This is a genomic window from Arminella tubonensis, from assembly GCF_003240585.1.
In the GTDB taxonomy this organism is placed as follows: Bacteria; Pseudomonadota; Alphaproteobacteria; order Rhizobiales; family Rhizobiaceae; genus Rhizobium; species Rhizobium tubonense.
The window spans coordinates 49012-75289 of sequence record NZ_PCDP01000032.1; the positions used below are offsets into that span (position 1 = coordinate 49012).

At 58.0% G+C, this 26278-nt stretch carries 26 protein-coding genes and 1 pseudogene; 11 read left to right on the plus strand and 16 right to left on the minus strand.

Annotation, left to right across the window (positions count from 1 at the left end):
* Window positions 1-12 precede the first annotated feature (12 nt).
* Window positions 13-783 carry an alpha/beta fold hydrolase gene (locus tag CPY51_RS10330; RefSeq protein WP_111160154.1) on the minus strand — a complete coding sequence of 257 codons (771 nt, stop codon included), beginning with the start codon at window positions 781-783 and terminating at the stop codon, window positions 13-15.
* 213 nt (window positions 784-996) lie between these two features.
* Between CPY51_RS10330 and CPY51_RS10335 the strand changes: the two genes are divergently transcribed.
* The gene (locus tag CPY51_RS10335) at window positions 997-1962 is read left to right on the plus strand and encodes an AraC family transcriptional regulator (protein ID WP_111160155.1); all 966 of its coding nucleotides are present in this window, start codon (window positions 997-999) and stop codon (window positions 1960-1962) included.
* Window positions 1963-2113: 151 nt separating this feature from the next.
* On the opposite strand, the gene CPY51_RS10340 is transcribed toward CPY51_RS10335, so the two are convergent.
* The 6 genes from CPY51_RS10340 to CPY51_RS10365 form a co-directional block, all read right to left on the minus strand.
* Window positions 2114-3292: an ROK family transcriptional regulator gene (locus CPY51_RS10340; protein ID WP_111160181.1), complete on the minus strand. Its 1179-nt coding sequence runs from the start codon at window positions 3290-3292 to the stop codon at window positions 2114-2116.
* 377 nt (window positions 3293-3669) lie between these two features.
* Window positions 3670-4263, minus strand: a complete 594-nt coding sequence (locus CPY51_RS10345; protein ID WP_111160156.1) for a DJ-1/PfpI family protein — start codon at window positions 4261-4263, stop codon at window positions 3670-3672.
* Window positions 4264-4333: 70 nt separating this feature from the next.
* On the minus strand, window positions 4334-5284 hold the full coding sequence (locus CPY51_RS10350) for a substrate-binding domain-containing protein (RefSeq protein ID WP_111160157.1): 951 nt from the start codon (window positions 5282-5284) through the stop codon (window positions 4334-4336).
* Window positions 5285-5337: 53 nt separating this feature from the next.
* Window positions 5338-6330, minus strand: coding sequence for an ABC transporter permease (locus CPY51_RS10355; RefSeq protein ID WP_111160158.1), 993 nt, complete (start codon window positions 6328-6330; stop codon window positions 5338-5340).
* Window positions 6327-7904 (minus strand): sugar ABC transporter ATP-binding protein, encoded by a 1578-nt coding sequence (locus CPY51_RS10360; RefSeq protein WP_195909497.1) that lies wholly within the window; start codon window positions 7902-7904, stop codon window positions 6327-6329. Before CPY51_RS10360 ends, CPY51_RS10355 begins: the two co-directional genes overlap by 4 nt.
* An 11-nt stretch (window positions 7905-7915) precedes the next feature.
* Complete coding sequence (locus tag CPY51_RS10365) at window positions 7916-8626, minus strand: GntR family transcriptional regulator (protein ID WP_111160159.1); 711 nt, start codon at window positions 8624-8626, stop codon at window positions 7916-7918.
* 90 nt (window positions 8627-8716) lie between these two features.
* Between CPY51_RS10365 and CPY51_RS10370 the strand changes: the two genes are divergently transcribed.
* The 5 genes from CPY51_RS10370 to CPY51_RS10390 all read left to right on the plus strand — a co-directional run bounded on the left by CPY51_RS10370 (window position 8717) and on the right by CPY51_RS10390 (window position 14447).
* Complete coding sequence (locus CPY51_RS10370) at window positions 8717-9751, plus strand: Ldh family oxidoreductase (protein ID WP_111160160.1); 1035 nt, start codon at window positions 8717-8719, stop codon at window positions 9749-9751.
* On the plus strand, window positions 9748-10977 hold the full coding sequence (locus CPY51_RS10375; RefSeq protein ID WP_111160161.1) for an iron-containing alcohol dehydrogenase: 1230 nt from the start codon (window positions 9748-9750) through the stop codon (window positions 10975-10977). The genes CPY51_RS10370 and CPY51_RS10375 overlap by 4 nt, the downstream gene beginning before the upstream one ends.
* 25 nt (window positions 10978-11002) lie before the next feature.
* On the plus strand, window positions 11003-12490 hold the full coding sequence (locus tag CPY51_RS10380; protein ID WP_111160183.1) for an NAD-dependent succinate-semialdehyde dehydrogenase: 1488 nt from the start codon (window positions 11003-11005) through the stop codon (window positions 12488-12490).
* Window positions 12491-12515: 25 nt separating this feature from the next.
* A complete protein-coding gene (locus CPY51_RS10385; RefSeq protein ID WP_111160162.1) occupies window positions 12516-13334 on the plus strand; it encodes an alpha/beta hydrolase in 819 nt (272 codons plus the stop codon).
* 375 nt (window positions 13335-13709) lie between these two features.
* Complete coding sequence (locus tag CPY51_RS10390) at window positions 13710-14447, plus strand: SDR family NAD(P)-dependent oxidoreductase (RefSeq protein ID WP_111160163.1); 738 nt, start codon at window positions 13710-13712, stop codon at window positions 14445-14447.
* Between the two features lie 30 nt (window positions 14448-14477).
* Here the strand turns inward: CPY51_RS10390 and CPY51_RS10395 are convergent, their stop codons facing one another.
* A complete protein-coding gene (locus CPY51_RS10395) occupies window positions 14478-15395 on the minus strand; it encodes a LysR family transcriptional regulator (RefSeq protein ID WP_111160164.1) in 918 nt (305 codons plus the stop codon).
* A gap of 132 nt (window positions 15396-15527) precedes the next feature.
* On the opposite strand from CPY51_RS10395, the gene CPY51_RS10400 reads away from it, so the two are divergent.
* A complete protein-coding gene (locus tag CPY51_RS10400) occupies window positions 15528-16166 on the plus strand; it encodes a glutathione S-transferase family protein (RefSeq protein WP_111160165.1) in 639 nt (212 codons plus the stop codon).
* Window positions 16167-16417: 251 nt separating this feature from the next.
* Here CPY51_RS10400 and CPY51_RS10405 read toward each other — a convergent pair whose 3' ends face one another.
* The 3 genes from CPY51_RS10405 to CPY51_RS10415 all read right to left on the minus strand — a co-directional run bounded on the left by CPY51_RS10405 (window position 16418) and on the right by CPY51_RS10415 (window position 18257).
* Window positions 16418-16720 (minus strand): putative quinol monooxygenase, encoded by a 303-nt coding sequence (locus tag CPY51_RS10405; RefSeq protein WP_111160166.1) that lies wholly within the window; start codon window positions 16718-16720, stop codon window positions 16418-16420.
* Between the two features lie 248 nt (window positions 16721-16968).
* The gene (locus CPY51_RS10410) at window positions 16969-17565 is read right to left on the minus strand and encodes a GNAT family N-acetyltransferase (RefSeq protein WP_111160167.1); all 597 of its coding nucleotides are present in this window, start codon (window positions 17563-17565) and stop codon (window positions 16969-16971) included.
* On the minus strand, window positions 17562-18257 hold the full coding sequence (locus CPY51_RS10415; RefSeq protein WP_111160168.1) for a DUF1223 domain-containing protein: 696 nt from the start codon (window positions 18255-18257) through the stop codon (window positions 17562-17564). Before CPY51_RS10415 ends, CPY51_RS10410 begins: the two co-directional genes overlap by 4 nt.
* A gap of 234 nt (window positions 18258-18491) precedes the next feature.
* Here CPY51_RS10415 and CPY51_RS10420 point away from each other — a divergent pair, with 234 nt between their 5' ends.
* From CPY51_RS10420 to CPY51_RS10430, 3 genes are read left to right on the plus strand one after another with little or no spacing between them, the layout of a single operon-like run.
* Window positions 18492-19349, plus strand: coding sequence for a cytochrome b/b6 domain-containing protein (locus CPY51_RS10420; protein WP_111160169.1), 858 nt, complete (start codon window positions 18492-18494; stop codon window positions 19347-19349).
* Window positions 19346-20122, plus strand: a complete 777-nt coding sequence (locus CPY51_RS10425) for a molybdopterin-binding protein (protein ID WP_111160170.1) — start codon at window positions 19346-19348, stop codon at window positions 20120-20122. Before CPY51_RS10420 ends, CPY51_RS10425 begins: the two co-directional genes overlap by 4 nt.
* A gap of 42 nt (window positions 20123-20164) precedes the next feature.
* Complete coding sequence (locus CPY51_RS10430; protein ID WP_111160171.1) at window positions 20165-20425, plus strand: hypothetical protein; 261 nt, start codon at window positions 20165-20167, stop codon at window positions 20423-20425.
* Window positions 20426-20615: 190 nt separating this feature from the next.
* On the opposite strand, the gene CPY51_RS10435 is transcribed toward CPY51_RS10430, so the two are convergent.
* The 5 genes and pseudogenes from CPY51_RS10435 to CPY51_RS10455 all read right to left on the minus strand — a co-directional run bounded on the left by CPY51_RS10435 (window position 20616) and on the right by CPY51_RS10455 (window position 25039).
* Window positions 20616-21116: an NrsF family protein gene (locus tag CPY51_RS10435; protein ID WP_338049424.1), complete on the minus strand. Its 501-nt coding sequence runs from the start codon at window positions 21114-21116 to the stop codon at window positions 20616-20618.
* Between the two features lie 120 nt (window positions 21117-21236).
* Window positions 21237-21801 (minus strand): annotated as a pseudogene (locus CPY51_RS10440) (sigma factor).
* Window positions 21802-22104: 303 nt separating this feature from the next.
* On the minus strand, window positions 22105-23469 hold the full coding sequence (locus CPY51_RS10445) for a chloride channel protein (protein ID WP_111160172.1): 1365 nt from the start codon (window positions 23467-23469) through the stop codon (window positions 22105-22107).
* Window positions 23470-23701: 232 nt separating this feature from the next.
* Window positions 23702-24571: an NmrA family NAD(P)-binding protein gene (locus tag CPY51_RS10450; RefSeq protein WP_111160173.1), complete on the minus strand. Its 870-nt coding sequence runs from the start codon at window positions 24569-24571 to the stop codon at window positions 23702-23704.
* Window positions 24572-24616: 45 nt separating this feature from the next.
* Complete coding sequence (locus tag CPY51_RS10455) at window positions 24617-25039, minus strand: DoxX family protein (RefSeq protein WP_111160174.1); 423 nt, start codon at window positions 25037-25039, stop codon at window positions 24617-24619.
* 120 nt (window positions 25040-25159) lie between these two features.
* Here CPY51_RS10455 and CPY51_RS10460 point away from each other — a divergent pair, with 120 nt between their 5' ends.
* Window positions 25160-26065, plus strand: coding sequence for a LysR family transcriptional regulator (locus CPY51_RS10460; protein WP_111160175.1), 906 nt, complete (start codon window positions 25160-25162; stop codon window positions 26063-26065).
* The last annotated feature ends 213 nt before the right edge of the window (window positions 26066-26278 follow it).

Genomic DNA, 26278 nt, shown 5'->3' on the forward strand with positions numbered 1-26278 from the left:
GGAGCAGTATTGTCAGTCCGTGAGCGCGGCCTTTTCAATGACAGCAGCGACTAAATTCGCGTGGACGACGAGGGAGGCATGGCTGCCAGCCACCTCTGTGGTCTTGGCCTTAATCCTGGCTGCGAACATTTTCTGGGTCTCGGGCGCGATTACCTTGTCCTTCGTGCTGATCACATAGAACGTCGGTTTGTCGTGCCAAGCCGCCCTATCTACGGGAGCCTCGTAGGCTGTGTGGTTTAGTGGAAGCTGCTGGTTTGCCAGGGATTGGGCGATCGTCAGAGGAAGGTCCGCCGCGACCGCCGAAGGAAACACCTTGGGATCGATATAGAGGTTGCCCTTCTCGTCGGGATGAATGGCCTTGGTGCCCTCGGTCGCCGGGCCGCTCTTGGCTAGGGTCGCCAGTGACTCTCCAACGTCAGGCGCGAAGGCTGAGACGTAGACAAGTGCGGAGACCTTGGGATCGTCACCGGCTTGCGTGATGACTACGCCGCCCCAGGAGTGGCCAACGAGGACGGTCTTGCCATCCAGCTTCGCCAGTGCCTGCTTGGTGGCATCGACATCCGCGGCGAGGGACGTGAGCGGATTTTCGACCAGCGTTACGTTATAGCCCTTCTTCGTGAGGATGCCGGCAACGGGCTTCCAGCTTGTCTGGTCGACGAATGCGCCATGTACGAGCACGATGTTGTGTGCCGCCCCCTTCGGTAGACGAGCCGATTGGGCGGGTGCGGCAAACGCTGCCCCGGCGACGAGGATGGTGGCGGCTGAGAGTAGTATATTTCGCATTGATTGCTCCTGTTGGGATGCCGACAACTCCGACCCAAGGAAAGGGCAGGCGCTTGGGTAAAGTCGCGCTTCGTGTTGCGGCAGCTTGCCAAATTGCTTGCTGCGTGACCTGTTGGCTCACCTTGACACGAAATAGTACGAAGGGTTCTCGGACGTTAGGCCCCAATCGTCCGGATATTGTGTCTGACCGTCCGGCGGACTAACATCAAGTGCATGGACATCATCGCCGAAGTGCTCGATCGCGTTCGCCTTAGCGGAAACCTGCTCTTTCACTTCGAGCTGGGTCATCCCTGGAACCTGGCCTTGCCGGCGCGCCCCTACGCCCTGTTCCACTATCTCAGTCGTGGAACAGCCACCCTCGCGCTCGAAAATGGGCTGGAGCTGTGCATGACGGAGGGCGATCTCGTCGTCGTTACACGCGGCGAGCCCCATTTGATTTACTCGGATAGCCGGACCAAGCCGTTCCCGATTATGGATCTCGATCGACCCACCCATCTTGGCGTCGTGCATCACGGAGGCAGCGCGCAGCCGCTCTCCACCATGATCTGTGGCAATTTCATTCTGTCGTGGCCCTCGCGCGGTAGCGTGATGGAGTTACTCCCACCTGTACTTCTCCTGAAGCCGACGTTGGACGGTGAATGGCTCGAGGCGATTCTGCGGCGCATGGTAAGAGAGTCGGCGCTTCAACGTCCCGGCCAACGCGTCGCGCTCGCGCGAATGACAGAGATGCTCTTCGTCGAGGTGTTGCGAAGCTGGATCAAATCTCTCGGGCCAGGAGAAGGCGGATGGCTGGGGGCGATGGCGGACCCGTATATTGGCCGAGCGCTTGAGTTGATCCACGAACGACCGGATCGCCCTTGGACCCTTCGCGACCTCGCACACCGTGTAGGGCTCGGCCGCTCGGTGTTTTCGGCTCGCTTTACCAAGCTCGTCGGTCAGTCCATGCAGCGCTATCTGATCGCACGCCGGATGTCGGAGGCTGCGTTTCTACTAGAATCAAGCGATGAGGGTATTGCACGGATTGCAAGCCGCGTGGGCTACGAAACCGCCGCGGCGTTTTCGAAGTTGTTCCATCGGCACCACGGCCTATCGCCCGGCCGTTATCGGGCAGCTCGGCGCACTGACGGCGGCCCAAGGCCAAGGGAATTTCTCGAAGCAAAAGTCGCTGATTGGTCTTGAGGTGTCGGTTCACAGCTACGCCTAAAAAACCAACCGTTGTTGCACTTGGCCTGATCGTCACCTTGCAAGGTCATGCCGTGGTGATCGCTACGGCCGTATAAGAACCTGAGCTTCCATCTCGACGGGACGATTAAAGGGCAGTCCCACGGGATCACGTTACGTTCAGCACGCCGCCATTATTCTCATAATCGAATATTTTTTGTATAACGAGAGCGGCCGCCCCCCGAGCCCAGGAATTGTCCTTCCAGTCAGGAAGAAGATAAGGCGGTGCCCGGAACGTCCTTAGTGCAAGGGCGTGTCTGAGGGGTTGCAGTAGCGGTTCACCCAGAGAGACCGCCTCGCCGCCGACCACGATGACTCCCGGATCCGTAATGTTGACCAGATCGGCTAGCGCCGTGCCGATACAGCGACCGGCCTCTTCGACGATTGCGACTACAACCGGATCTCGGGAGGCAAGGGAAGCGCGAAATTGCTGCGATCCCGCTTCGTGATTGACGCCGATCTGCTCAGTCCAGCGTTTCACCATCGAGGCTTCAGAATGATATGCCATGAGGCAGCCTTGTTTCCCGCATTCGCAGGGCCGGCCGTTCGGCTCGACAATCGTGTGTCCCAGTCTGCCGGCTGCGCCGTTGGCGCCGCGATAGAGCTTTCCCTCGATTACATGGGCGCAGGCGATGCCGACACCGACTGCGAGCACTGCCATGTTTTGATGGTGGCGCCCTAGTCCAAACAACTGCTGGGCGATCGCGTAGGCATTCGTGTCGTCTTCGAGCCACACGGGCACTCTGACCTGGTTCGCTATCAATTGTGCAAGCGGAACGTTATCCCAACCAAAGCGGTGGCTTCTGATACAGACGGTCTGGTCATGACTGATAACCGCCGGCATCGATATTCCAATCCCCGCCAGCCCCGAATGCGGTCGCCCAGCCAATTTGATCAACTTGGGTAAGGTCTCAACCAACACAGCCACGACGGTCTCGGGCACACGACGGGGCAGAGTGACACGCATCGCCGCGATAATGTTCGTCTCAAGATCCGTGGCAACGCATTCGACGGCGTCCGCCATTAGTCTGAAGCCGAGTGCTATTGTTTGATCGTAGTCGATCTGCACGGGAACTGGTCGCCGACCGGTCTTGCCAGAAACGGCACTCCCATCTTTAACAACTTTTTCCTCGATCAGGTCGCTTACGACAAAGCTTACAGCAGCCGGACTTAGACCGGTCGCGATTGCCAGCTCGGCCCGGCTCATTGGACCATGCTGCCGAAGGAGGTTCAAGATCAGGCAACGGTTCATCGCCCTTGCGGTCGCTTGATACCCCTTTGGCTTCACCGTCCCCATCGCTCACCTTAGTGTCATCAGCAAGTGTGGGCCATTGCTCGAAGCGATAGCAGCTAGTCGTCCGACGTTTGAGAGTCGGTACAGATGTCCGCCAAGCCGATCGAGGTCGAAGCCGATGTAGTAGAGCGATCAAAAAGGCTCTCTAGCTAGACTCCCGGTTGGTTAATCTCGCTAACGGATGTAGGCGCCAAGCTTGTCGAAGTCGGCCTCAGCTACAATCGTCTTTTGGCACTTTGCCTTCGTGTCATTCTTTACAACCGCCGCTGCTGAATTGCGCCGGGTATGGAGAAAATAGACTTTGGAGTGTGCAGGGAGAGCCGACGCGTCGCCATCGAGACGAACTCCTTGGCGACGTGAACTTCGATAGGTTAGTTGTGGTGAATTTCGGTTCCCAAAACTTTAAGGCATTCGCGAATGAACGCCGCGAGCGCCGTCCATCCCTTCGCCGAAACCATTGTGCCGTCGACATAGGCATCAGTTGGCGACAGATCGATGTAGGTGCCGCCGGCAAGTATCACTTCCGGCTCGCAAGCGCCGAGTGCAGCAACTTTCTTGCCCCGTATCACGCCTTCGACGGCTATCAGGATCTGAACGCCGTGACAAATCGTGAAGATCGGCTTCTCAGTTTCATGGAAATGGCGAACGAGAGCCTGGATCCGCTTGTCGGTTCGGATGTATTCCGGGCCACGGCCACCCGCACAATAGACGGCGTCGTATTGTCCCGGATTGGCGACCGCTTCGGAGAATGTCTTGTTGATGGTGAAGTAGTGCCCCATTTTCTCCGTGTAGGTCTGGTCGCCTTCGAAGTCGTGCAGCGACGTCTTGATCAGATCGCCCGCGTTCTTGTCGGGGCAGACGACGTGAACAGTGTGGCCGACGGCCTCCATAGCCTGCTGGTAAACGAATATCTCATATTCCTCGGTGAACTCGCCGGTCAGCATCAATATTTTCTTGGCTGGCATTGTCGTTTCCTCTTGTCGTGAAGGCGTGGGACACAGGGCTAACGCGTCTGCGCGCCCTGTGTTTGCGTGGTCAGAAAGGAGAGTCGGGGAAATAGTATTCGTTGGCGTTTTCGGGCGTGATCAGCGGGGCGTCAAGCTTGACGACGCCGCGCACTGGTGCCTGACCAACGTACTGGGCGACAGTCATGTAAATGGCCGTCTTGATCATCGACGGTGGATATGGCGTTTCGATCGGAGTCATCGGATCCTTGGCGATGACCTTCGCGACGATTTCCTTCATCCCGTTGCCACCCAGAGCAAATTTGATATCGGTGCGGCCCGATTGCTTGACGGCCTCCAAGACGCCGAGCAAACCGTCGTCGTCATTGGCCCAAACCGCATCGATGTGCGGATATTTGGCAAGGTAATCCTGCATCAGCTTGAACGCTTCGTCGCTGTTCCAGTGAGCGTACTGCATATCGAGGACTTTGAGGTCTGATCCGGCGATGCCGTCCTGGAAACCCTTGATGCGCTCGTCGTCGATGACGGTCGGAATGCCGCGAAGCACCACGAGATTGCCCTTGCCGCCCAACTTGTCGACCAGGAACTTGGCTGTATTTTTGCCGACGGCGATGTTGTCCCCGGCGACATAAAGACCCTGAATAGTAGGGTCGGTGAGGCCGCGGTCAACAACTGTAATGAACGTGCCCTTGTCTTTGATGGCCTTGACCGGTCCGGTCAGCTCTTCCGAGCTGTAGGGCAAGATGACGAGGGCGTCGATCTTTCTGGAGGCCGAAAGATCCTCGATGGCGGAGACCTGGTCGCTCGCCGATGGCGACGTCTTGACGATGACCTCCACGTTTGGAAACGCTGCGTTGATCTCCTTGGCCGCGGCGTTCGCGTGATAAACGACGCCTGATGTCCAGCCGTGGTCGGCCGCCGGTATCGAGACGGCAATGATCTTTTTATCCTGTGCGATGGCGTGCGACGCCATGAGCATCGAGCCCAGGGCAGCCACAGCTATCCATTTCTTTTTAAGCATGGTTTCTCCTCCTCCAAATAGGCCATCACAAGTACCGCGGGCCTGATCGCGGCTTATTTCGAAAATCGTTGAATGAGCATGGCGATGATGATGATGACGCCCTGGACTGCCGAGACGAGATACTCGGACACGAAATCTGACAGCACCATCAGATTGGCGATCAGCTCAAGGATGACGGCTCCGGCGACCGTCCCCCAGATATGCCCCTTGCCGCCGCGGAGCGCCGTTCCTCCGATCACCACTGCCGTGATGACCTGCAACTCCCAAAGCAGGCCGGTGGTCGGAGTGGCTGCGCCCAGCCGCGGCACGTAACAGATGGCAGCGATCGCCACGCAGGCACCCTGAATGACGTAGGCAGTAGTCCGGATCTTGCTGACGGAGATCCCGGAATATCGGGCGACGTCTTCGTTGGCTCCGACCGCCGCGCAACGACGTCCATATTTCGTCTTGTAGAGTATGAACGAGGCGATCAGCGCCACGACGATGGATACGACGATCGGGATCGGAATACCCGCCAATGTTCCGAAATAAACCGGTCGGTATGCGTCGCGCAGACTGCGATCAATCGGGATCGTGCCGCCATTCGCCATGTAGGTGATCAGTGCACGGAAAATGCCCATGGTGCCGAGGGTGGCGATGAACGGCTCGATTTTGCCGATCGTCACGATCAGACCGTTGATAAGGCCGCAAAGGATCCCAGCCACCAGTACGATGCCCATTCCCGCCGAGATTGACAAGATGCCAAGGCTGGGGACAAGCCGGTTCATCGACAGGATCATGATGCCAGTGACAAAGGCGGCCATCGAGCCGACCGACAGGTCAAGGCCGCCTGACGAGATGACGAAGGTGGCCCCCACCGCAATGATCGCGATAAAGGCGCTTCGCGTAATGACGTTGGCGAGATTGGTGACCGTCAAGAAGTCCGGATTGACGACGTAGCCCACGACCAGCAAGACGCCGAGCGCGATAAACGGACCTGCATCCGTCCAGTTGATGGACCATTCCCGTGCCGGGCGCAGCGTGGTAGCGGCGGAGATATCAGTCATGGGTGCGTCCCTCCCTGGACAGTCTGGTCTGGCTTGGTCTCGCTGGTGGCTAGAAACGCCACGTTGCGTTCGGTCATCTCATCGCCCTGGAGTTCGCCGTTGATATGCCCCTCCCGCATCACGACAATCCTGTCGCAAATACCGATCAGTTCCTGCATCTCGGACGAGATGACGATGCAGGTCTTGCCCTCGGCCACCAGATTTTGGATAAAGGCGTAGATCTGAGCCTTATTGGCGATGTCGATGCCGCGAGTGGGTTCGTCGATGATGACCAGCGATGGGTCCGTGAGCATGATTTTTGCAAGAAGCAGCTTTTGCTGGTTGCCGCCGCTCAACTGGCCCGCTTTCAGGTTAAGGCTTCTCAGCCGGATGTCGTATTGGTCCACCGCCTCGACAAGCGCCTGGCTTTCACGACGTTTTCTGAGGTAAAGGTGCGGGTAGAACCGCGACAAGGCGGACAGGGTGAGGTTTGGGCCTAACGGTTCATGAAGCAGCAGGCCCTTGCCTTTCCTGTCCTCGGTCAGGTAACCGATTCCGGCTTCGATCGCTTCAAGAGGCGACTTTATACGGATAGGCTTTCCGCGCAGCCGAACCGCGGTTGAGGTGGCCGGACGGAGACCGAGGAGACCCTCGAAAAGCTCGGTTCGCCCTGCCCCGATCATCCCGGCAAAACCAAGGATTTCGCCGCGATAAACGGTGAAGGAAACGTCCTTTGCAAAGCCCGGCACGGTTGCGCCCATCACTTCAAACATGGGTTCATTTGTCCGGGCAGCCGTCTTTGGCGGATAGAGCGCGTTGAGTTCGCGTCCGACCATCCAATGGGCCATATCCATCTGGCTCAGCGTTCCACCGGGATAGGAGCCGACCATCTTGCCGTCGCGAAGCACCGTGACCCGGTCGGCCAGCCGCTGCACTTCGTCGAGACGATGACTGATGTAAAGGACAGCAGTCCCCTCTGCCTTCAATCGCTCGATGATCCGTATAAGGGTCTCGACTTCTTCACTGGTCAGGACTGCCGTCGGCTCGTCGAAAATAACGACACGATAATTGTCAAGCAGTGCCCGTGCGATCTGGACGAGCTGCCGATCCGCCAGCGAAATATTGCGAACGAGCGTGTTCGGCGAAACTACGCAGTTGACCTCGGCCAGCCGCTCGACCGCCAATCGGTTCATTGTACGGTCGTCGATCACGCCTTTGCGGGTGATTTCCCGTCCCAGAAATAGGTTTTCGGCGACCGTCAGCGCCTCGGCCAAAAGAATCTCCTGATGGACAAGGACAATTCCAGCGGCCTGCGCCATGTCGGGCTTTGAGAAGTCGACCCTGTCGCCGTCCATCCACAGGCTACCTGAACTTGGCTCCGCATAACCGGATAGCAGCCGCATGAACGTCGATTTGCCGGCACCGTTCTCACCAATAATGGCGTGAATCTCACCGCGCATGATATCGAGCGTGATGTCCGACAGAACCGTGACGGGTCCATACTGCTTGGAAAGACCCTCGGCACGCAACACGGGACGGATCGTCGTCTCGCCCTCTGTTGGCAGGGCCGCCGTGCCTTCCGTGTTGCGCGCCATGACCATGGACATTATTCGAACACCGGCAGGAGGCGATCGCGCGAATGTTCGATGTGATCGCGCATGGCCTTCTCGGCACCAATGGGGTCACCACAAGAAAACGCCGTGAGGATCGCCTCGTGTTCGTCAAGCGCTTCCTCAGTCACCCGAGAATGGAACATCAGTCGAAAAATGTGGAAATGGGTGTGTTGATAGGCCAGGGTCTCGCGAATGAGTTCGTTGCCGGCGATCTTCATGATCTTGTCGTGAAAGATGGCATCCTGGCGCGCGAACATGGAATAGCGGATGCGGTCGTCGGTCCCTTCGCGACGAAGCATGACGCCCGCGGCTTCGGACAGCTCGCGCATCGCATTTTCGTCCATGTTGGCGGCGGCGCGACGGGCGGCATCAGGCTCCAGCAACAGGCGTAGGGCATAAAGTTCGTCGAAGCGACGCCGGGAGATTTGCGGGGCGGCGCTGTAGCCGACCAGATGCGTCTTGACCACCAGCCCCTCGCCTTCAAGGCGGCCGAGCGCCTCGCGGATCGGTGTGTGAGACACGCTCAGTTCCCGCACCAGGTTGTCGACGGTTATCCTTGAGCCGGGGGCAATCTTTAGCGCCATCAGTTGCGAGAAGATCGCATCGTAGACCTCCTCGGCAAGACTATTGGCACGCTGGATCGGCGATAGATCGGCCGGGCCGTCGATTGGACTTGATGAGTTTGTTGAATTGGGGCTGCGCATCTTTTTGCCTCTTGACATGAGACACCGCTAACATGATGGTTGCGCCGATGCAATCCTATATCTTATACGATTTTATATTTGGGGGTGAGAGTGAGGGTATCGGAGGCTTCGGCAATGACTTTGGTAGGCAAGTTGCTCGAAGGCCGAAACGTGCCATCCCGCCAGGCGAGGCAGCAAGCGCTGGTTCTCGTCGAAGCGGAACTCAAAGGCCATCCGTCCCACGGACTTCAACGCCTGCCACGTATCCTCGCCAGGATAGACCGCGGACTGATCGATCCGACGACCATGGGGTCGTCCCATTGGCGCTCCGGCGCTGTTCTTGAGGTGGATGGAAAAAAGGGACTTGGTCCCGTCGTCGCGCTTGCGGCTCTGAACAGGATGAGATCTGAAGCGACGGCGGCTGGCATCACGCTCGCGGCAATTCACAACAGCAACCACCTTGGGATGCTTGGCCATTATGTCGAGCAAATTGCCGAGCGCGGTCAGATCGGCATCGCCCTGTCGTCGTCCGAGGCCCTCGTGCATCCCTATGGAGGAACGCGGGCAGTCCTTGGAACGAACCCGATTGCAATCGCGGTCCCGACCGCGCGCGGCTCCCTGGTTCTCGATCTGGCGACAAGCATTGTTTCGATGGGCAAGGTTCATCACCACGCAGCCAATGGCATTCCTCTTCAGCCGAATTGGGCCAGGGATGCGAGCGGCAATCCCACCACCGACCCCACGCTTGCCAAGAATGGGGCGATTGCACCGTTTGGAGACGCCAAGGGATACGGCCTCGGCATAGCGATCGAGCTACTGGTCGCCGGTCTTGCGGGATCGGCATTGGCACCGGCCGTGCTAGGAACCCTCGACGCTGAGGCTGTCTGTAACAAGGGTGATATCCTGATTGCCATCGATATGGCCGCAGCGCCCGACCTTTCGGAGCGCCTTGCAGATTACCTCGATTTCGTTCGCTCCTCGCCGGCGATCGACCCCGGACGTCCCGTGGCGGTGCCTGGCGACGGAGCGCGGAAAAGACGCGAGTGTGCCGCGCTCAAGGGTTTCGATGTGGATGATCGCCTCTGGACAGAACTCAACGAACTGACAGCCGCCTCTCAAGCCTTCCAACAAGGATATATGCAATGACCCTGTTTGCCGCCATCCGGCTTCCTCGCGAAATCCTGTTTGGAAAGGGTCAGCGCCATGCATTGGGATCGGTGGCCAGTCGCCTCGGCTCGCGCGCCCTGATCTGCACCGATGAGCGGTTCGCGGCGACGCCGGCGTTCGCGGAAATTCTGGAGCTTTTGCGTGCGGCCGGGATCGAGCTGAGTGTCTACGACAAAGTGTTGCCGGATGTGCCACGAGATACCGCAGCGATTTGCGCCGCCGGAGCGCGCGATTTCCGGCCTGACATGGTCATCGGCGTCGGTGGGGGCAGTTGCCTTGACATGGCGAAATGCGCAGCCCTGCTCTTGTCCCACGGCGGCAAGCTCGAGGACTACTACGGTGAATTCAAGGTTCCGGGCCCGGTGTTGCCGATCATCGCCATCCCTACGACCGCCGGTACCGGCTCGGAAGTCACGCCCGTCGCCGTCATCGCAGACCCTGACCGAACGCTGAAAGTCGGCATATCTAGCCCCCATCTGATCCCAATCGCCGCCATTTGTGACCCCGATCTGACACTAACCTGCCCGCGCGGACTGACGGCGATCGCAGGAGCCGATGCCCTCACCCACGCGATCGAGGCGTTTACGGCCGCTCGCCGCGTCGCGGATTCAAAACTGGCGCAAAATCATGTCTTTATCGGCAAGAGTTCGCTCACCGATCACTTCGCCTTGCTTGCCATAAAGCTGCTCGGGCGGAGCCTGGAGAGGGCGTGCGCCGATGGCACCGACGAAGATGCGCGTGCGGACGTCATGATGGGAGCGCTGGCTGCGGGATGCGCCTTCGGCACCGCTGGTACAGCCGCTGCTCACGCCATCCAGTATCCGGCTGGCGCGGTCACGCACACGGCCCATGGGCTCGGTGTCGCGACGATGATGCCCTATGTCATGATGTTCAATCGCTCCGCGTCATTGCTGGAAATGGCCGAAATCGCCGAAACACTCGGACTTCGGGTGGACGGTCTGACGACAGAGGAAAAGGCTGACGCCGCCATTTTCGAAATCGCAAGGCTTTTTGCGGCGATCGGCATTACACCGACACTTGAAGCCTTGGGGTTACCCGTCGACAAGCTGGATTGGACCGCCGAACAGGCAATCGGTATCGAGCGCCTCATCAAGAACAACCCAAAGCCGCTGGATCTCGTTTCGATGAAACAACTGATCAGGGCCGCCTACCATGGCGATCTATCCGCCGCCACCTCCGCTTGACCACTTTCACCTAGGATCCCATGCCATGACCGTCGCCCAGCAACATCTGAAGACTCCCCTCACCCACAACATTGATCTCTCCGCATGCTCTCGCGGCCTCTATATCGGTGGCGAATGGCGGACCTCCGAAGGCGACCGAAAGATTCCGGTCGTCGACCCCTCCACCGAAGTCGTGCTTGCACATGTGTCCGACGCCTCGATCGGCGATGGCGTCGCTGCCGTCGACGCTGCAGCGAAGGCCGCAGCCGGCTGGCGCGAGACTGCACCGAGAAAAAGATCCGAAATCCTGCGTCGATGCTTCGAGTTGATGATCGAACGATCCGAGATGCTGGCGACGCTGATCTCGATGGAAAACGGCAAGGCGTTGCGCGACGCGCGCGGCGAAGTGGCCTACGCGGCCGAGTTCTTTCGTTGGAACTCGGAGGAAGCCGTTCGTATCGCCGGACAGTTCGGCACCGCTCCGTCCGGAACGAACAGGATCATCGTCGACTATCAGCCGATTGGGATTTGCGTGCTGATCACGCCGTGGAATTTTCCAGCGGCGATGGCCACCAGAAAAATTGCGCCGGCTCTTGCGGCGGGCTGCACCGTCGTTCTGAAACCCGCCAGCGAGACACCTTTGACGGCCTACGCGCTCGCCGCGATCTATGAAGAAGCGGGTGTGCCGGCGGGCGTCGTCAACGTCGTCACAACCTCGACGCCCGGCCCCGTTACCGCGGCAATGCTGGGCGATCCACGTGTGCGCAAGCTTTCCTTTACGGGATCGACCGGTGTTGGGCGCACGCTCTTGGCTGAAGCGGCCAAGAGTGTCCTTAGTTGCTCGATGGAGCTTGGCGGCAATGCGCCGTTGATCGTTTTCGACGATGCGGATCTCAAAACTGCCCTCGACGGCGCGATGGTCGCCAAGATGCGCAATGCCGGCGAGGCCTGCACCGCTGCCAACCGGCTCTACGTCCAGGCTGGAATTCACGATGCTTTTGCAGCAGGCCTGGTCAAGCGCATGTCCGCGCTTTCCGTTGGCGACGGCGTCGATCCTAAGACCGAATGCGGCCCGATGATCACCAGAAAGGCAGTGGACAAGATCGAACGCCTGGTCGCGAACGCCGTGCAAGGCGGGGCGAAGGTGATGAGTGGCGGAACACGACCCGAGGGCAAAGGCTTCTTTTACCCGCCGACCGTCCTTTCTGGCGTTTCTCAGCAATCGGAGATGGCGCACGAGGAGATATTTGGTCCAGTTGCCCCGATTAGGTCTTTTAGTTCGGAAGACGAAGTGGTCGCGCTTGCGAATGACACCGAGTACGGCCTCGCGGCCTATGTCTTCACCAAAGATCTAACCCGCGGGATGCGCGTTGCGGGAAAGCTCGAGGCAGGCATGGTTGCGCTTAATCGTGGCCTTGTTTCCGATCCTGCCGCACCCTTCGGAGGGGTAAAACAAAGCGGACTTGGACGCGAAGGCGGATCGCACGGCATTCTCGAATTCATGGAAGCGAAATACATCGCGGCTAGCTTCTAGTGAAACCGGCCGAAAGGAATCCCCTTTGGAAAAAGATCAGTTTCGCACGCGCGATCATGTTCCTGAGTTCGACGATCTCGTAGACGAATACCAGGTACGAAGCGATACAACGCGCTCCAATCTCCGCATGGTGGCCTCTATCCCTTATGGCCCGCATGCCCTTGAAAGACTCGATCTGTTCTTTCCCAAAGGGAACCTCGTCGGAAGGCCCGTGCACATGTTCGTCCATGGCGGCTATTGGCGAATGTTCAGCAAGAATGATTTCTCATTCATCGCCGAAACGATCGTTGGTGCGGGTGCGATCGCGGTGATCATCGACTACGCGCTGATGCCTGACGTCCGCATGGCGGCGATCGTCAACCAGGTCCGCAGCGCCAAGCGCTGGGTCCGTAATCACATTGCCGAGTATGGCGGCGATCCGAACCGACTGACCATCAGTGGGCATTCTGCAGGCGCCCACCTTTGTACATTCTTGTTCAATGAGGACGAGAGACCGTCCGGTGTTCGGGCCGCTCTGTTGCTGGGGGGGCTCTATGATCTGGAACCATTGCAGCCGTCCTTCCTGAAACCGCTCATCGATATTACCGATGAGGAAGTCCTGTCCTTCACTCCGCTTGATCATCAACACGACCCCTCAGTAACGACAATACTTTTGGTCGGCGATGCTGAAACTGCGCCATTTCATTTCCAAGCAGAGGCTTTTGCCAGCCGTTTGGCGGAACAAGGATTGTTTGTCTCCAACCATGTCTTGGCCGGTCGCAATCATATGAGCAGCGTGCGTGATTTGGGTTTGGCAAAGAGCGTTGCAGGTTCCTTACTTTCGAACTTGATCGGCACAGTCTAGCCCGAATGGGCGCCGGGAAGCTCACCTTTCGCTCCAATGTACCAGTGTCTGGTGGTTGTTCCGATCGGTTTCGGAACCGAGAACCGGGGAGCTACTGAGCAAGAACGATCATCGTCGCGATGCTTCAGCGTCGCGACCGTCTTGCCGACATCATCAACGTGCTCGGGGTCTGCGAAGGATCCCACAGACAATGTGGAGCGATAGGCAGAGTTGGTCAAAGGCATTCCTTCCAGGAATAATTATTAGTCTGGTTTGACCGCTACTTCGCCGATCTCAATGGTTTTATCTGATTGTTGGGCCACCCGTCGGGTGCCAATCCGCTTAGGCAGCGCAGCCTCCAAGCGGGTCAAACCAACCAAATCGAAAGATCATTTCATGGGCAACAAATTGAACGGCAAGGTCGCTGTCGTGACCGGCGGCAGCGCAGGCATCGGGCTCGGCATTGCAAAGCAATTCGCTGAAGCGGGCGCGCTCGTTTACATCACCGGCCGTAGGCAAAACGAGCTAGACAAGGCTGCTGCCGAAATCGGTCACGGCGCCATTGCCGTACAGGCTGATGCGTCGAAGCTCGCTGACTTGGATAAGCTTTATGAGACCGTGAAGCAGAACAGCGATCACATCGATGTCCTGGTTCTCAATGCCGGATTCTATGAATTCATGAAGTTCGGCGAAATCACTGAAGAGCATTTCGACAAAAGCTACAATACCAACGTCCGTGGCCTTCTCTTTGCTTTCCAGAAAGCCCTGCCTGTGCTGCAAGACGGTGCTTCGATCATTCTGACGGGGTCGATTGCTGCCTCGAAGGGAATCCCAAGCATGTCTGTCTATTCCTCGACAAAAGTGGCGATCCGCAGCCTTGTCCGCGGCTGGATCATCGACACCAAGGAGCGCGGATTCAGGATCAATGTCTTGAGCCCCGGCCATACTTTGACGCCGGGACTGTCCGGGCTGATCCCCGCCGAAGCATACGAAGGAATTGCTGGGACCATTCCAATGGGCCGCATGGGTACACCGGATGATATGGGCAAGACCGCGCTGTTCCTCGCATCTGACGACAGCGGCTATATAACCGGTGTTGAACTGGCCGTGGACGGCGGTGTCGCACAATACTAATGGTAGCGCGGGCGGCGATCGCCACCCGCGCTAAGTGCCCTCGCCAACGTGCTTACCGCGGAACTCGGCTGCAAGCTCCAGCTTGATGAAGTCGGCAAAAGTTCTTGCTTTCGTCGTCGCTGCGCGCCCGCTTGGAAAGACGGCCCAGAGATCGACAGGCGGAAGTTCCCAGTCCTGCAGAACACGTTGAACCTTGCCCAAGGCGAGTTCCGGTCCGAACATCCAGTCCGAAGCAACGGCCAGGCCTATCCCGGCAAAGACCGCTTCGCGTACTCCCTCCGCCGCAGTCAGCCGGATGCGCCCGCCAATGGTAACGGTGCTCTGGGTTGAGCCTTTGGTAAAGTTCCACACAGAACCCCCACTGCGTAAATCATAAATGATTGCTTCACGCGATGCGAGTTCCTCAAGGGATGTGGGCACTCCGGCGCGGCTCAGATACTCTGGCGAGGCAATCACGCTTCGAGGGCTTTGACCGATTTTTCGTGCGGTCAGCGAAGAATCCTGCAAATCGCCCATCCGCAATGCGATATCGATCCCAGCTTCCACCAGATCGACGTTGCGGTCGTCCATATGAACCTCGATATCGAGATGGGGATGCATTGCCAGGAACTTTGGCAGCCTCGGAACAACGTAAAGTCTGACGAACGTGACCGCACCGCTAATTCGCAGCCGCCCACTCAGTGCTGCACCGGAGCCTCTTGCTTTGGCCTCGGCCTCGTCCGCTTCCTCGATTGCACGTTTTGAATGCTGGTAAAAAGTCTCGCCGGCTTCTGTCGGGGCGAGGCCTTGAGTGGTGCGCAAGAGAAGTCTGACGCCCACCCGTTCTTCGAGCTGAGCGACCATCTTGGAAACGGCAGGCTGTCCCACGCGAAGTTGCCGTGCGGCACTCGTGAAAGAACCAGTATCAACGACACGAACAAAAGCATCCATCGCGGCCAGCCGATTCATATCCATTCCTCCTTGGAATGACGTATATGTCGGCGTCATCCGTTTCCCAGTCAAGTCAATGCGCCCACATTGGAGCCGTCCGGCACAAGGTGCCATGTCGCCTCAACGCAACCGCCAAGCTTGGAAACCAAAATGATTGAAGTTTACGCCTTTTCGACACCCAACAGCATCCGTGTGCCGATCGCTCTTGAGGAGCTTGGCCTTGCTTACGAGCTCAGACCGGTCAACGTACGCAAGGGTGAACAGAAGCTTCCAGATTATCTCGCAATCAACCCGAACGGAAAGGTGCCGCTTTTGGTTGATAGCGAAGGCTTCGATGGAGCACCTGTCACGATCAGTGAGTCCGGCGCAATCCTCGTCTATCTTGCCGAGAAGACGGGAAAGTTGCTTCCCCTGGACGGCGTCGGCCGTGTGCGGGTCTTCGAGCAGATGTTCTTCCACTTGACCAGTGTGGGGCCGGCTTTTGGCCAGCTTGGTTTCTTCAAGCGTCAGGCGGCTGAACAAAATCCCCTCGCGATCGCTCGTTTCCAAGTGGAATCGGAACGTGTGCTAGCCGTGCTCGAAGGCGTGCTCGGCGAGCGCCAGTTCGTCGCCGGAGACACATTTTCTATCGCCGACATCGTACACTTCGGCTGGCTTTGGCGACGAGAATTTGCGGGTATTGACTTTGAGAACAGCCCAAATATCGTTCGCTGGTACAGCCAAATAGACGCCAGACCAGCCTTTAAGCGAGCGATCGAGAAAGTGGTGGCACTTGTTCCTGCGGCGTGACCCAGCAGCTCATAGATTGATCGGAAGCTGCGCGGATGACAATGAGCAGCAGGGAATAGGATGTCGAGGGTAGAAAGAGCCTATGCCCGAGGCTCCGTCGTGTCGCCGTGCGCGACAAACGCGGCAACGTCTGCTCGTACGTCGTCGCCCTGAAGGATCCCCGTGGCATCGTTGGGACGAAACAGCGGGATATAGAACAGTGGACAACCGGAGTCGCACCGCAGGCGCTGCGACTTCGTCGTTTCAAAGGGTTAGCCCGGCATCCGATCAGCTAAAACGGCAGGCTGGCGAATTTCGAGCGGGCCATCAAAAAGTTCATCGTATCGAGCAACCAGTGCAGCGGCCACAGCCCCCTGAAGATGGGCCTGACGCCCTTCCTCATCACCAAAGGCGTCGAAGATCGCAAAGGTCGAATGGTCAAATCGGACGGCATACCAGGCGACGGTAAGCGGTTCCAGCAGCACCAATCCTTGAGCGCTCCTGAGAAACTCCGCAACGTCTTCTTCCTTGCCCGGTTTTGCTTTTAACTCTACGTAAATTGCCACTTTCGTCATCTGTATCTCCAAGTTTGAGGGGGAATAATCTGCCCGGTATGGGGCTGCGTAAAGGCCGGTGCCAGCTTGGCTGTTGGAATAACATCCATTCCTATCCGGAATATGTCTGTCCAGATGAGCAAGGCTTTCAACGAAGTTATGATCGCATCTCCCATTTTGAACAACACACCAGATGAACCGGCACAGAAATCGCTTTATTCGTTGGCTCGCTCTTGGACTGCCTGAAGCAGTCGGGCCGATACTGGCATTTATCGACCATGGAACTCAGAAACGCGCTCTTCTAAAGAAAGCATCATCGCGCAGCGCAACTCGATTTCCAGACCACGTTTCGTCTCCTCGCGGAGTATCGCCGACAATCTCTCATGCTTGTCCAGATCAACTATCTTAAAGCCCATGCTTTCATAAAAAGGCGCGTTCCATGGGACTTCGCGGAACGTGGTCAGCGTAATTGCCTTGCAGCTTTCATGCTTGGCAAACTCAATTGCGTGATCGACTAGCGCTCGGCCCAGTCCACGACGCTGAACGTCTGGCAGAACACCCAACTCCCAGAGATGCAGGACATTTCTTTCGGTTTCGCCGCAGAGAAAGGCCACAAGCGAACTGCCTGAATCGACCGCGACCCAGCTCGCTCGTTTGGAGATCAGCTCCTTGTATCGGGCAACGGGCAAGTCCTCGCCATCGACAAGATGAGCAAGCGCCGGAATCGTCCGAAACACCATACCGGCGGCATTTTCAAGCGCTGGAAGGATATCTCCGTCATCGATTTCCGCAGTCCGGATGCTAAACCGGAAAGGCTCACCATGCTGTTGATTCTCCTGAGTTCCAGAGCAACAAACGTATTTCATTCAGTTGCCGCCGCTAAAATCTGACCGCCATTTTGAACCTGGATGATGATGGCAGTCTTCGGTCCATCTTTGACGCTCGGGAGAGTCAGGCTCAACGCCTTCCCACTCCAAGTACCAAGATGGGCGAGCAATCTAACGACATGGGCATGTGGCAGGGTCGCACCAGCATTCTCGCCGCGTGAAACAGGGACTTCAACAGTACCCGGATCATAGCGGACGAACCAGACATCGGCTGGTGTTCCAGAATGGTTGCCCGCGTCGATCGTTGCTACATCTTTCGACAGCATGATCGTTGGACCGGATAGTTTCTTTTCGGAAGCGATCTGCGCGCGGAGTTCCTTGAGGTCAAAGCCGACGGTCGAATAGTGGCCGTTGATGACCATCTGCGGCGTGAAGGGACCAGACTGACCAAGTGCCGGCTCATAGTTCGCCTGCCGATTGCTGAACTCGGGCTTCCCAAAACTGTCTTTCCATCCGAGATAATCCCAGTAGGTCACCGAGAAGCTCAGTGCCAGAATGCCAGGATCATTGCTCAACTTGACAAGATTGGCGTTTGCTGGAGGGCATGACGAACAGCCCTGGCTCGTGAACAACTCGACGACGGTAGGCGATTGGCCGGCGGCCGCCTGCGTCGATTCAAACCCGAAGAGTATGGCGATGACGCTTAGGCCGAATGCGATTGAACTTTTCATGGCGATGCTCCCTGGTGATCTGCCTCTCACCAACTTCGCAATCGCGAGCCTGTTTGTTACAGGGCTCACGTTTTAGTGACGCGCCCTGTGTCGGGGTGACTAAGACTATGGCCGGTCTCCGCCCAAGCACTCTCCATCCTGCCTTGAAATAATAATCTCGTCGTCGCTGTAACAAACCCCGTCTTCCCTGCGTAGCCGCTATTGAACGCCACGTAAGGGCAACGAGGAACGACCATGGCGACGATCGACTATGACGAGATACCGCCGACTGCGCCCGTGACGACCTTTATTCGCCGCCATTCGGCAGTGACGCGCGTCACGCATTGGATCAACGTCCTCTGTCTCAGCCTGCTCCTGATGAGCGGACTACAGATCTTCAATGCGCATCCGTCTCTTTATTGGGGTCAATATGGTGCCGACGCCGATCCGTCTTGGCTTTCGATCGATGCTGTCGAGGACGGAGGCGCAACGCGCGGGGTCTTGCGCATTGGCAATCTGTCGATCACCACTACCGGCATACTCGGGGTCTCGGGCATAGGCGATGATGCCGCGCAACGCGGCTTTCCGGCATGGATCACTGTCCCAAGTTATCAGGATCTCGCGACCGGCCGTCGCTGGCATTTCTTCTTTGCCTGGCTCTTCGTCATCAACGGGGTCGTCTACACCCTTTACGGTTTCGCCCTGGGGCATTTCCGGCGCAATCTGGCTCCAAGCGCGGAAGAAATATCGCCGCGGCATCTCAAGCAGGAGATTGCCGACCACGCTCGACTGCGGTTTCCGAAGGGCGAAAAGGCGCGGCATTACAATGCCCTGCAGAAGCTTACCTATCTGCTCATCATTTTCATCATGTTGCCACTGATGTTGGCGACCGGGTTGACCATGTCGCCGGGCATTGATGCCGGCTATCCCTTCCTGCTCGATCTCTTCGGGGGCCGGCAGTCCGCAAGGTCAATTCACTTCATCTGCGCCTGGTCAATCGTCGCCTTCGTAATCGTGCATGTTCTCATGGTCATTCTTTCCGGCCTCTGGAACAACCTGCGATCGATGGTAACCGGCCGGTATGCGATCGAGACGACAAGAGGTGACCAATGACCTTCTCCATCACCCGTCGCCGTCTATTAATCGGATCGGCCGCCGGGCTCGGTACAATTGGCCTGACCGGCTGCGATGAAGTCGTACAGAACTCGAACGTCGAAAACGTGCTGGCAATGGCTGAGAAGCTGACGATCGGAAGTCAGCGCCTCCTCGTTCCCAAACACGAGCTGGCCCGCGAATTCTCCGAGGCGGATATCTCACCGATATTCAAGCCCAACGGGACAAGCCAACCGGATAGCGAAGAATACGCCCGGATGATGGAGAATGGCTTTGCCGATTGGCGTCTGAAGATCGACGGCCTTGTCGAGCGTCCCGTTGCCCTTTCTCTTGCCGATCTGAAGCGGCTTCCATCTCGCACCCAGATCACTCGCCATGACTGTGTCGAAGGCTGGAGCGCCATTGGCAAATGGACCGGCACGCCGTTGGGTGCGCTGCTACAGAGCGCCGGCCTGAAGCCGGGTGCGCGCTACGCCGTGTTTCACTGCGCCGATCAGCTCGAGCAAACACTGGACGGAAGCGGGACCTACTACGAGAGCATCGATCTCATCGATGCGTTTCATCCGCAGACGATCCTTGCCTATCAACTGAACGGCAAGGACCTGGAAGTCGCTCATGGCGCGCCGCTCCGCCTGCGTGTCGAGCGGCACCTTGGCTACAAGCACGCAAAATACCTGATGCGCATAGAGATCAAGGACAGCTTTGCCGAGCTTTGGGGCGGCAAAGGCGGCTTCTGGGAAGATCGCGGCTACGAGTGGTACGCGGGAATTTGACTGGCTTTAACGGGCAATCATGCCCACGAAGAGGAGAATACTATGTTGAAGATCACGATTGCTGCTGCCGTTCTAGCATCGGCCTTTGCACTGCCGGCGTTTGCCGAAGACACCATGATGGCGAAATGTGACGACGCCTCGATGATGAGTGCCAATAGCAAAATCGATGCGATGAGCGACGGCAGCCACAAGAAGATGGCAATGAAAGAAATGATGATGGCTCAGTCTTCGATGAAGGAACACAAAATGAAAAACTGCAGCATGCACATGGACAAGGCCATGAAAAGCATGGGCGCTATGTGACCCTCAACGAAATGCAGGTAGGCCTGGATATACAGGCTCGATTCAGCATTCAGTTCGAACTGGCCGTGTAGGCCAACTATGGGCGGCGCAATTGCGCCGCCCATTTCATTTGACCCCCTGTGGCGCTCCACGAGGTCAGCGACCAGATTGAGGTTTTGATCGGGGCCTTTTACCAATGACCCCGTATGGGTCACCACCGTAGAATGCGGCCGCCAATCAGAGTGCCGACACCTGTGACGATGGTAATGGCAAGAACGTACCAAACAGCAACGAAGAGTGGGCTGTCGTCGGGGCAGTGCCAGGCATAAATGGCGGCAGCGATCCCGCCAGCGGCCAGGCCGGCAACAGCACCCGCAAGCCGCGGATTTTCGGGCGCACCGTTCCTTAGGGCAAGCATCAAGCCGGCCAGTGGCACCAGAGACAAAACAGGTATGAAGAACATGCAGAAGGCCGCATGGTGTCCGATCATGCTCGCGCTCCAGGCATCCTCGGGAACGGCAGAGAGTTCGCTGGCAACGGCAATCACCAGCATGCAGAGCGGCAACAGCAGCCAAGCGGATATCGTCAGTGACGCGGCGGGACGACCGATCCTTAACACCAGGGCCGACGCGACAATCGCCAGCACGAGCGTCACGAGAAGCTTGAACAGCACCCGCGCAGTTTCGATGGCGCTTGGCAAGTCGCTACGCATTCCAATGGTCGACATCAGAATGGCAACGGAACAACAACGCCAGTTGTCAATGCCAGCGCAAGCAAGCGGTTTAGCGGCCAGCGAACAGGCGCGCCTTCTGCCAATAGGCTGATTAGGTCATTAATGTTCACGTAAGTTACTCCGATAGAAAGCCGCCAGGCATTTTGGGGCACGATGCAGCGCCACGCGCACTGCAGCTTCTATCATTTTAAGCCTTTCGGCCGTCTCATCTATGCCCCCACCCTGGAGAGAGATGGAGCGAACGACTTCCCGTTGCGGGTCCTTCAGTCGTTGCAACAGTTGCTCTGCGTCAACACGGTCAAAGCCATCGTCTGGCTGCTCGACGTCGAGCGTCTCCATGACGTCCTCGACCGGGACGTTCACCCGCTGGTCCAGCCGCCGCAAGCTGTCGAACAGCTTTTTGCGGACGATGGCCGACAGCCAGGGGCCCGATCGGCCGTTCGGGGTCCCAGGTCCCTCGCTTCAGATGCACGGCGAGTAGAATTTCCTGCACAACGTGTTCGGCGTCGCGGGGTGGCCAACCGATTTGATCACAGCGATGGCGGACCATGGCGCGCAGAGGCGGCGTCGCTGCCTCCAAAAAGCGTTTATAGGCCGTTGTCTCACCCTTGATTGAGTGACGCATCCATTGCGCCCATTGCTGTTCGCGAGATGAATTTTTCAACCCACATATCCTCTACGCTCCGAGCCCCGGCTTTGTTACCGACGCAGGCAAATATCCCTTTGTAGCGGACTATGCTCATTAACTCAGGCCAACAGCAATCGCTGCGGCAGCCAGATCGCGATTGACTGCTGCGCAGGCGCTGAAACCGATCCTACCTGAACGATCAACGGGCCAAGAGCAAGCGCTGAAGTGTCCCGACAGTTGCCGTCGTCAGCCGGATAGCATCCTTCGATTCCGAGTTCAAATGACGCCGCGAGCCATTGCCCAACCTGGCACGATCGCGTTGGAATAAATTCCTTTCGATCAATCCTTTGCAGGGTGACGTCGCATTTCGAACCCAGCGGCGGCGCGTCGTGCCCGGATCGCGGCGGCGATGTAGTTGCGTGACAGGCCGTGATAGAGGGGCTCGCGAGACAACAGGCGCGAGGTGAGGTAGCCGATCATTGAGACTGCCATGATCGGGATGACCGCCTGATGGTCACCCGTCATCTCAAGAATGATCACAAAGGCGGTCATCGGTGCCTGGACGACACCGGCAAAATATCCGGCCATGCCAAGTATGGCTGCAAGTGCAATGCTGGTTCCAAACATTGAACCAATGGTACTGCCGAAGCCTGCACCCACCGCCAAAGATGGAGCGAAGATGCCGCCGGGTATCCCTGACATCATCGATAGGAAGCTTGCGAACAACTTTGCAATGAAGAACAGTGCTGGGGTTGCATGACCCTCGACCGCGCCACGTGCTTGTTGATAGCTCGTCCCAAAGGTGTCGCCTCCCGAGATGACGCCAATCACCGCTACCGCGAGCCCGCAGATACCAGCGAGCAGTACCATGCGTTTCAGCGGTGCTGGTTGGGCCCAGCGACGAATGCGCAGCCCGATGTGCAAGGCAAATCCGCTAAAACCGGCACCCAGAATACCGCCGCCAACGCCGCAGATGGGCACCAGCGCCCAATCCATCAAATGCATGGGGGCCACCGAGGCCGTGCCGAAATAGTTGTAGCTTCCAGACAGTGCAAGTGCTGCAAGGCCTGACAAGATGACAGCCGTCAGAACGACACCGTTGGAGCGCGATTCGTAGGTTCGGCTCATCTCCTCGATTGCAAAGACGATACCCGCAAGCGGGGTGTTGAAGGCGGCGGCGATCCCGGCGGCAGACCCTGCGAGAATGAGACCGCGTGCCTGCGCTATCCCGCCGAAGCGGGCGGCGCCCAGCATGAAGGACGCGCCGACCTGCACGGTCGGCCCCTCGCGTCCAATGGAGGCACCGCAGAGAAGGCCGAGTATAGTCAGCAAGATCTTTCCGAACGCGAGGCGAAGCGACAGGAGCCGTGAACGCTCCTCGTTATCATGCAGATGTCGGGCAGCGATCGCCTGGGGGATGCCGCTACCCTGCGAATTCGGAAACACAGTGATTGCAAGCCACGCCGATAGGGCGAAGCCAGCCGGACTAAGGATAAGGGGCAGTAAATAAGTCCACCGGCCCGACGTCGTGATCCCTGCGAAGGCTTGCTGGGCCAAATCAGCGGCCTTGGCGAAAGCAACGCTCATCACCCCGATCGCCAATGCCCCGGCCCAAAACACCAGGCGCGGCTTCCAGAGATCGAACGACCCCCGGAGAACGCGGGAACGACGGGCGAGTTTATACTTACTGTAGAACGTTGGCATTTTGTCGAGCCGTGGTGAGCAGATGGCTGCTTATCCGCTTCGTAACGGTCAGACGCAAGGTCAATTGCGGCCTAAGTTTCAAAGGCCGTAAAGCTACCGGCTATAGCTGCGGCGGAGAAAATTGGCGGGGCGCGAGTGGGGGCGCTTCGCTTACATTGGACTGTCGAGCGCTTCCCGCGACGCGTCCGACGCAGAAGCGGGTAGCCTCCGTCATGCCTGACCACTCCGGGGCTTATGCCTTGGCGGCGTTCTGCGCGGCCTCGAAGACTTCGCGTGCGGACGTTGTACCCGCTATGTGCTCCGTACCCTCGGCTCCGAGGTCCATCCATCCTGCATTCACAGCCTCATACATCTCTTCGGCAGATCCGGTGTGGCCCTTCGGGATGCCGAATTGCTCGAAAGCTTCCGCCCACCCCGCACGCGGAACTGCAAAGGCTTTCACGTCGAGATTGAGGACTTCACCCAATTGTTTCGCCACTTCATCCGCGCTGACCATCGAACCAAGCTCGACGACGCGCTGTCCTAACCAGTCCGGCCCGGTCAAAAGGGTTGCGACTTCCGCGCCAATGTCGTTCGTCGCGACCATGGTCGATTTCCGGTTTGTCGGATTGTAGTAGACCGGTAGCGTTCCGCCCTGGGCGACGTGCAGCCCGTAAAGGAAGTTTTCGAAGAATCCGCCTGCGCGCACGAAGGTGACCGGAGATGTCAGGTTGCGAAACCCTTGCTCCAGAAGCGACAAGGCCGTGATCATCCCGAGCCCGCTGGTTCTGTTCGCACCCATCGACGAAAGCGCTACCACTCGCGGCGCTGCATTGCTGAGCGCTGCAACATAGTTCGCAATCACGCCCTTTGCTTCTTTGTAATCAGGCGATGGGGCCCAGACAGAAGGCAACATGACAAACGCACCTTCAACGCCTTTGAGTGACGGCTCGATGGCTGCCGAGTCATTCCAATCGCCGTCCACCAGTTCCACGCCCTGGTCCGCCCACTTAGCCGCCTTTTCGCGGTTGCGGACGAGCGCGCGTACTTTCTTGCCTTGTGCCAACAGATGTTGTGCCGTTGCACCACCGACTTTTCCGGTAATTCCCATTACTAAAAACATGCGTTTTCTCCTGATTTTTAGGGACAGAACACTGCCCCTGTTGGTTCAATGGATGAGCGGCAGAATGGCCCGGATACGGGGATCGCGCAGATAGAGGCCGCCCCATGTCATCGCGCCCAGAAGCAGGGAAATGATTTCCGGCGGCGACCCCAACTCACCGATGCGGACATGGGCGCAGATCGCGCCTCCCAGAAAGCCTGTCACTAGGATCGCGCCAAGGACGGCCGTGGCCGGGATGGCGTAGAGGATGGCGCAGGCGAGTATGATTGGCCCCACGACACGGGTCAGGTCCATCGCAAACCCGGTTTCCTTCAACATGCTCGCGATGTGTGCCGGCGCGAAAAGCTGAATAGTGCCGTCTGCCACCAGAGCGATAACGACAATCGCGCTCATTATCCGGCCGGCCCACAGGGCGCGATGCAAGGTCATAGTTTCAGGCACCTGACGCAGGTTCATAGTCTCGGACATTTGTCGTTCTCCGATGGGTGGATCCCAATATTCGGAACTTACTGTGTCTCTTATTTGTGATAAATACCGATGAAATGAACTTACTGTTCTCTCTGAAACGAACAATGCCGGCGCGCAAAAATGCAGAACCTCGAACCCATCCTCATTTTCATAACGGTCGCGGAAATGGGGAGCTTCACCCGCGCGGCCGATAGCCTGGGCATACAAAAGGGGAGAGCCTCAACGGCGGTCCGGAAGCTGGAAGAAGATGTCGGTGTCAGGCTCCTGCACCGCACGACGCGCAGTGTGCAATTGACGGAGGACGGACGCGCATTTCATGGCCGCGCCCGCGATCTGCTTGCTGAAGTCGACGAGCTACACTCGATGTTCGCAGGCGATCGCGTGGCACTCCGCGGGCGTTTGCGGGTCGATCTTCCGACCGAGGTGGCGCGCACAACCATCGTGCCGGCCTTGCCGGATTTCATGGCGACTTATCCCGAGTTGGAGCTGGAGGTGTCGAGTACGGATCGGCAAGTCGATCTGGTTCAAGAGGGGTTCGACTGTGTATTGCGGCTTGGACCCATCAGGGACGAGACGCTGATTGCCCGCCAACTCGGCCTGTTGCGCATGGTCAACGCTGCCAGTCCCGCTTATCTGGCGCGCTATGGCATCCCGCGATCGATAGAAGATCTCCAGCGTCAGGAGCATCGAACAATTCATTTTTCGACTATGCTGGGCGCAAGACCCTATGGATGGGAATATCCGGACGGTGACAGCTACGCGACGCTTCAGTTGCCAGGTGCCCTGCACGTCAACAGCGCGCAGACCTACGACGCCGCTGCCGTCGCCGGCCTTGGTCTGATTCAGGCACCACTCCTGGGGATTGGCCAATACTTTGAGAGTGGAGCGCTTGTGGAGATAATGCCCGATTTTCGTCGCCGGGCGATCCCGGTGTCCCTCGTCGTAGCACATCGGAGCAATCTGTCGCGACGAGTCCGCGCATTCATGAAATGGATCGAAGATGTGCTGACGCCGTATCTAGAATAGATGGCCGCTTCCGGGACGACTCACTTTGCCCGAGAACGGCGAGAATGAAGGCGCAATTGGGACCTCGGCATGGGTCGCCTCATGGCCGATACTGTTGAAAAACTCGGCATTGCTGAGGCTTGCCTGTCGTGATTCAATCGTCGCATTGATTTGCGGAGGGTTGAGCGATGATGGGATGCCAGACGGTTCCGATGCAGCTCTTCTATGATTTCT